This window comes from Suttonella ornithocola (genome assembly GCF_001889065.1).
Taxonomy (GTDB): Bacteria; Pseudomonadota; Gammaproteobacteria; order Cardiobacteriales; family Cardiobacteriaceae; genus Suttonella_A; species Suttonella_A ornithocola.
In genome coordinates, this window is sequence record NZ_LWHB01000076.1 from 1 (window position 1) to 6,865 (window position 6,865).

The 6,865-nt window shown below is 38.3% G+C and carries 7 protein-coding genes; 3 read left to right on the forward strand and 4 right to left on the reverse strand.

The genetic code is table 11. The features are described from left to right. Positions 1 to 516: IS630 family transposase (locus A5N85_RS06280; protein WP_143143203.1), on the forward strand; the 516-nt coding region annotated here is incomplete at its 5' end. 957 nt (positions 517 to 1,473) lie between these two features. On the opposite strand, the gene A5N85_RS06285 is transcribed toward A5N85_RS06280, so the two are convergent. The 4 genes from A5N85_RS06285 to tyrS form a co-directional block, all read right to left on the reverse strand. Then, entirely contained in the window at positions 1,474 to 1,944 is a 471-nt protein-coding gene (locus tag A5N85_RS06285) for a Dps family protein (RefSeq protein ID WP_072576471.1), read from the reverse strand. A gap of 74 nt (positions 1,945 to 2,018) precedes the next feature. Beyond that, positions 2,019 to 2,930, reverse strand: coding sequence for an FHA domain-containing protein (locus A5N85_RS06290; protein ID WP_072576472.1), 912 nt, complete (start codon positions 2,928 to 2,930; stop codon positions 2,019 to 2,021). Next, a complete protein-coding gene (locus A5N85_RS06295) occupies positions 2,912 to 4,234 on the reverse strand; it encodes a S1 family peptidase (RefSeq protein WP_072576473.1) in 1,323 nt (440 codons plus the stop codon). Before A5N85_RS06295 ends, A5N85_RS06290 begins: the two co-directional genes overlap by 19 nt. Next, on the reverse strand, positions 4,231 to 5,433 hold the full coding sequence (tyrS, locus tag A5N85_RS06300; protein WP_072576474.1) for a tyrosine--tRNA ligase: 1,203 nt from the start codon (positions 5,431 to 5,433) through the stop codon (positions 4,231 to 4,233). The genes A5N85_RS06295 and tyrS overlap by 4 nt, the downstream gene beginning before the upstream one ends. A gap of 55 nt (positions 5,434 to 5,488) precedes the next feature. On the opposite strand from tyrS, the gene A5N85_RS15100 reads away from it, so the two are divergent. Continuing rightward, positions 5,489 to 5,791, forward strand: a complete 303-nt coding sequence (locus A5N85_RS15100; protein ID WP_143143204.1) for a hypothetical protein — start codon at positions 5,489 to 5,491, stop codon at positions 5,789 to 5,791. Further along, entirely contained in the window at positions 5,727 to 6,716 is a 990-nt protein-coding gene (locus A5N85_RS06305) for a M23 family metallopeptidase (protein WP_072576475.1), read from the forward strand. Before A5N85_RS15100 ends, A5N85_RS06305 begins: the two co-directional genes overlap by 65 nt. The last annotated feature ends 149 nt before the right edge of the window (positions 6,717 to 6,865 follow it).

The window sequence follows — 6,865 nt, forward strand, 5'->3', positions numbered from 1 at the left end:
AAAAGAGAGCACTTTCAAGRACAAATAGTAGATAAGACCGCTCAAGACAAACCGATAGTCTATCTTGATGAATGTGGTTTTAAAACCTTTGCTCATAGACCTTATGGCTACAGCACAAAAGGAGAAGTTTGTCATGGAAGTGATAACTGGCATTTAAAGAACCAGAGCAATGCGATTGGAGCCATTATCAATGGAGAATTGTTTGCCTTACGCTTATATGATGGTTCTATTAACAGCGATATTTTCTCTCATTGGGTGAGAGAAGCACTGTTACCTGAGTTACCTAAAAACAGTGTAATTGTCATGGACAATGCCGCTTTTCATAAACGCAGTGATATTCAAGCAATCATTGAAGAGCATGGGCATGAGATAGTTTGGTTACCCCCTTATAGTCCAGACTTAAATCCTATTGAAAAGATGTGGGCTTGGATTAAGCAAATCCGCAAAGAATGGCGGATGGATTGTATTGATACTTTATTCTTTTATCTGCTTTGGATTGGGTTGGGTTTTAGATGATTGCACTATATATGCATTTTTTAGAAAGTTGGCTATAGGAGATTCTTTTACTGGATTCAAGGCAATCTCTAATTTTTCACTTCTGAACGGTGATGAAATGAATATCAAAATTTTTGGCTACCTGACGAACCGAATATTCTTCTGCCAGTTTTTATATGACTTTTCTTCTAAAATCTATAGTAAAAGGCCAATAAAAGAGTCACAAAAATTAGATCGCTATTCCAAGTAATAGTATGTGTGCTTACTTTATTCATCTATCTTAACACTGTAACTATTCTAGTAGCTTTTCATTATATTGAGTAGGAGCGCATATGAATTATGGGTAGTGGTTTGAAAAGTATGCTGGAATATTATCAAATAATCCAATGACAGTTAAATATTTGAATATCAATATGTTAAAAGAAGTATTTTTTGTAAGAGTATGTTTAGCATACTTTTCAAACAACTACCAATAATTCTACTACAAGTTGTTCTTTATATCTGCTTTGGATAGATTGGATTATAAGTGATTTGACTATAGTTAAAGGAGTCTAGCTATAGATGATTGGGTTTAGCTTGATACAAACTGACGAAGCACAGACAGCCAACTCAGTACGGCAAAACGAGCTAACGCTGTATGAGACCTTTGCAAAATTCCGTTTTATACTAATTTTCGCTACTAGTAGAAAGATTAACACTATGATTTTAATATGTTTTCAAAATTTAAAAAATTGAAATTTCTCTATTTTATGTTTTTTGTAAAGGTCTCTGTATGCCAGTTAAAGACATTTAGCTATAGTCAAAGGCTAATAAAAAAGTCACAGAAATTAGATCGCTATTCCAGTAATAGTACATGTGTTTATTTTATTCATCTATCTTAATACTGTAACTATTCTAGTAGCCTTTCACTATATAACGAGAGAAAATCTAGGTAAATAAAAAGCCCCTCATGAGAGGGGCTTATCATCAAACGAACCTTTATTCACTAATCATCGCACGTAACATCCATGCTGTTTTTTCATGAGTTTGCATACGAACCGTCAATAAATCAGCTGTTGGTTCATCGCTGGCTTCGTCAACATCAGGGAAAATACTACGACAAGTACGAGCAACGGTTTCTTGTCCTTCAATTAGGTCTTTTACCATTTCTTCTGCGCTTAAAGTTTTATTACCATCTTTAATACTAGTTAGCTCAGAAAATTCTTTGTATGAGCCTGGTGCTAGATGTCCTAAAGCACGAATACGCTCTGCAATTTCATCAATTGCGGTTGCAAGTTCAGTATATTGTTCTTCAAACATGGTATGAAGCGCATTAAACTGAGGACCAGTTACGTTCCAATGATAATTATGTGTTTTAATGTAAAGACTATAAGAATCAGCTAGTAATTTTGAAAGTCCATCTGCAATGGCTTTACGTTGAGCGTCTGTCATTCCAATATTGATTTGCATGTTGCATCTCCTTGCTAGGTTTATGTTGATAATATATCACATTTTTAAAAAACATCCGTTAACATACATTCATTCTAATTGTTTTCTTTTTTTTGATTGGTTTTTTCAACCGAAAGAAACGCATCAATACTTTTGGGTGTCGTTAATGGCGCAATATTTTTAAGCAAACCACGATGATAGCTTGGGAAACTTCCAGGACGTTGAGAGAAAAAGTTATTGCTTTGTAAATAGCTATATAGCAACAGTAGCAGACAGGGTAAAGCGACAGCAATGGTACAACGGTTTAAAAGTCTCCCACCCAGTGGAATAAAGTCTCTTAAAAATGCTCTAAAGACGTAAAGAAAAATCGCTGCCACTAAAATCAAGAATAAGGTATCTGTCCATCCAAAGCTATATTGGAAATCAAACCAATAGGCCGCTTGATCAGACAAGTCGCTTAAGAAAGAAAGCGCTGATACAATCCCAACGATGGGAATAACCAGATATCGCCTTGCGACGGGTAGTAACATTGAATGAATAATCCAAACCAGTCCTAAGATAAATAAGACACTAAAGAAAATCAGACGCCAATTCAGCACATAGCGAACGTCTGTTTGTAAAAAATCTGTCCATAAAGGTAAGGCGATTGCAAGAATAAACCACATAATTGCCATCACCGGATGCGTAAAGATTTTCCATTTTGCAGCACGCGCTGGATTAGGCATTTTTGCTTTAGGGTTTAGCCATAATCGCAATGTTGCCGTGCCAAGGGTCAAAAAGCTATTTTCTCTTAGCAATGCCCTACTTCTAATTTTTTTTCCATTGATATGCGCTTCATGCAGATTGCGAATTTCCAAACCTTCTGCACCATTTTCAATAATGGCATGATAGTCTGACACGCCAACTGCACGAATCATAATATCGTTATCTACCGCCCGCCCAATACGAATGGGAAATGTCTGCGGCTCATATACCGCATCTTTGGTTTCTATTCTGATTTCTGCCATTGTACTTGTTCCAATAAATGTTTCATAACCGCTTTACCTAGATTTGTTTGCACACCGTTGAGCGCAATTTCTATCATAAAGCCTTCTTGTGATTCACCAATCTGAGCAGCAATTAAACGCATATCGTCGATGGTTTCGCCATCTTTTTCAAAATGTTTACTGGGTTGACGACATAAAGTTGTTTTAAAAGGTTTGCCTGCAATCGTGACAAAGTCTGCTTCGCAAACAAAATCGCCATAGTCTCTTTGTGGACGACGGCTAAAACGCATAGAGTAACCTTTGCTATAAATGCGATAAAAGCGAGCATCAAATAAAGGTTCGCGAGTGTAGTAATGCGTGTAAGAATATCCAAACTCACCGATGCTAACATCGCTGTTAATAAAGGTAGAACGGTCATTAAAACAGCTAACTGATTCCGCACCGACTAAATCATCAACATCTGCATCAGGGGAACTGTCCCAACAGCGTACATCATCGCTCATTGCCAATGGCACAATAAAATTACTCATTTTTTCCGTTTGCCAAGAGCGAGAAAGCGCCGCGCGATAGTAATTTTCATTATCTGAAAAAAGCTGTTCGCTGATAGAAGCATTAATGTCTGAAGGACCTTTTTCGGCTTTTTCAATTAAACTTATCAGATATTGAGCAGGAACAATGAAGCTAATATTGTTACCACTGGTCAAGTAAGAAACGTTAACACCAACGACTTTTCCTGCTTGATTAAGCGTAGGCCCGCCACTCATCCCACCATTTAATGCCCCAGAAAATAGAATTCTAGCTTGTGCTGATTTCTTTAATAAACCGTTATTGATGCCATCTACAATCACAAAGCCTAAATCATGTGGATTACCCAAAGCATATAGCGGTGCTCCTTGTGGCGGAATGCTATCTAATGTAAACGGTTCACCTAACTGATGATCCGCTTTTACGACTGCCAAATCATGGATAACATCAACATCCATTAAGGTCAGAGGTCCGGTATGGTCTTCATTATCGACATACTCTAAACGATGATTGTCTTTTTGAACAGCATCTGAAACGACGTGATAATTTGTCGCTAATAAGCTACCATCACCAACAATAAAGCCTGAACCAATAGATGTTTTTTGTCCAGTTGCCTCATTGATAACGCGGATTTGGAAAATTCTCGATTGATATTTTGAAAATAAATCGCTCACACTAAATGGCAGTGGCGTATCTATCTCTGTTTTGGGTTGGGCTGAAACCGGTTCTGGCAATAATTGGGCAGATGCGCTCATCATCTGCCCAACTGCGATAAGCCCAAAAATGAGCAGTTTTTTCATGATACGCTCACCTTTGCCATGCGTCGTTTACCTACCTGCACAATGCCAGAAAAACCGCTAGATAATTGTAAGTTTTTATCTTCAACTTTTTCGCCATCAATTTTAACCGCCCCCTGCTTAATCATTCGTAGGGCTTCTGACGTGCTTTCTACTAAACCTGCATTTTTTAGCAAATGCGCAATTCCAATATTTTCGTCTTCAATAGATAAATTGATTTCTTCTAAATCTTCTGGAATTTCATTTTTTGCAAAGCGATTAATAAAGGCTTCTTTTGCTGACTCGGCAGCAGCTTCATCATGGAAACGTGCTACCAATTCTTGTGCCAACTCAAACTTAATATCACGAGGATTGCGACCTGCTTCCGCTTCTGCTTTTAACGCATCTATTTCTTCCAAAGAGCGGAAAGATAATAAAGTAAACCACCGCCACATTAAGGTATCGGATATCGACATAATCTTGCCAAACATTTCATTTGCTGGCTCAAAAATCCCGACATAGTTACCAAGCGATTTACTCATTTTATTCACCCCATCCAATCCTTCTAAAATTGGCATGGTAATAACACTTTGCGCAGCTAAACCATATTCCCTTTGAATATCTCGCCCCACCAATAAATTAAATTTCTGGTCTGTTCCTCCTAGTTCCACATCGGCTTCTAATGCGACAGAATCATAAGCTTGTGTTAGCGGATACAAAAATTCATGAACTGCGATAGGACGCCCTTCGCTATAGCGTTTATGGAAATCATCGCGCTCTAGCATCCGCGCAACGGTATATTTCGCCGTTAATTTCACCATATCCACCGCGCTCATCTTATCCATCCATTCGGAATTAAAGCGGATTTCCGTTTTTGCAGGGTCAAGAATTTTAAATACTTGCTCTTTATACGTTTCAGCATTCGCTAACACTTGCTCTTTCGTTAACGGTGGACGAGTGGCATTTTTTCCAGAAGGGTCACCAATCTGCGCGGTAAAGTCGCCAACCAAGAAAATGACTTGATGTCCTAAGTCTTGAAACTGACGCAATTTATTCAAGACTACTGTATGTCCCAAATGTAAGTCAGGCGCGGTAGGATCCATGCCCAATTTAATTCTTAACGTCTTTCCAGACTTAAGACGCTCAACTAATTCAGCCTCACCAATAAAGTCTTCTGTACCACGACGGATGACTGACAATTGCTTGTCCAACGGATTATTCATATATCTTCCTGCTAAAATAGATAAAATACGCTGTTTCCACAGCAAAACGCTTTTTATGCAACGATTAAAATATCACGCAGACCGCGTTATCAAACGGTTTTTACCTTGGGTATTCCTACTGGCGACAGGAGGAATCATTTTCTATTTGTATTACCCTTATCCGGAAACAACGCTAAGTCCGCCCCAATCTGAGCATGATACCGCAAGCGATGAACAATCTCTAATCCCTGAACAAACACTCATCCCTAGTGAGGTTCCATCAGATACAAAAGCCTCCAAAACTCATACACCAATTGACGCCGATAAAAAAAAAAGCCTTACCGCCATCTGCGTCTTCGCAAGCACAAACTTCACCTAAAGACACTCTCCCAGCTTATTCTTCATCAGAAACGACATCAGCATCACTAGAATCTTCTAGCACTTCTTCCGCACAAATTGAAACCTCTACTTCTCCGCAAATAGAAGAACCTAAAACCAAAGAACAAAAAAGTTCTTACTTTGAAAAAAAACTCTATCGAATTGGAAAAGCTACTAACGCTTGGCAAGTGTTACAAAATCGCTCTATCAATCCCACATTAATGCAGCAGCTTTTACCATTAAAAAAACGTTTATTAGGAAGCTTTAACTACGTAGAAATTCTTTATAACGATTATATAAATAAAGGCGAAATTAGCCCTATTAACAGTAAAATTCTAGCTGTTCGTACAAACAAATGGACTTTATTTAGCTACGAAGTAGATGGAGAAATGGAATACTATGATATAGATGGTAACGCGCCAGACCTAGCAATGGATCGTGTCCCATTTGCATACACTCGTATCACCTCTCCTTTTGACTTACATCGCCGTCATCCTATTACTCATCGGATTCGTCCACATGAAGGCGTTGACTTAAAAGGTTCTTATGGCACGCCTATTGCCAGTACTGGCGATGGCATAGTGACTTTCGCAGGTTGGCAAAATGGCTATGGAAGATTGGTTATCGTCAACCATAATAATGGCTATGAAACGAGATACGGACACCTTTCTGCCATTGATGTCAGCACTGGACAGCGCGTTAAACGTGGGCAATTTATTGCAAAATTAGGTAACAGTGGTATTTCTACTGGCGCACATTTACACTATGAAGTGCGAATTGAAGGCATTCCCTATGATCCCATGACAGTCAAGCTTCCCTCTTATCATCCTTTACCTAAAAGCAAGCTAACCACTTGGAAACAATATAGCAATATTTATTTAGAGGCGATAACTGATATTAAAAAACAAGGATACACGGATAAATAGCTGCGGTTTCACGTGGAACAGTTCTATATATAGCCAACTTCCCAAAAAATGCATACAACGTTAACTCAATATACACTTTGAAAACAGCATACTATCTTCAAGTACGATATGCATTTTTTGGGAGCCCTGCTATATTTAGTAAATATCAT